Annotated in this window: 1 protein-coding gene; it reads left to right on the top strand. The window is 64.5% G+C overall.

What is annotated here, in order from left to right; translation table 11 throughout:
• A partial coding sequence (locus IB277_RS37700; RefSeq protein WP_210339743.1) for a VCBS domain-containing protein occupies positions 1-352 on the top strand: 352 nt, incomplete at both ends.

The raw sequence follows: 352 nt of genomic DNA, 5'->3' as shown, positions 1-352 counted from the left end.
CAGACCGTTACGATCGCGATCACCGGGACGAACGATGCACCGGTCATCACCTCCGGCACGCAGAGCGCCGTGGTGACAGAGCGCGGCGACGGTGCGGCCGGCGAGAACTCAGTGGTGCACGTCAACGTCGGCAAGGTGGCTTTTGCCGATGTCGACACGCTGGACACCCACAGCGCCAGCTTCAAGGCGAACGGCAACGGCTATCTCGGCACCTTCGCGCTCGATCCGCTGAACCAGGCAACCGATCAGGTCGGCTGGAGCTTCAAGGTTGCCGACAGCGTGCTCGACTCGCTGCAGGCTGGCCAAAAGCTGACGCAGACCTATGACGTCACCGTCGACGACGGCAAGGGCG

It is taken from the genome of Ensifer sp. ENS07 (assembly GCF_014852185.1).
In the GTDB taxonomy this organism is placed as follows: Bacteria; Pseudomonadota; Alphaproteobacteria; order Rhizobiales; family Rhizobiaceae; genus Ensifer; species Ensifer adhaerens.
Note: the sequence above shows the minus strand (reverse complement) of the source record. Positions and strands in the feature narration are given on the sequence as shown.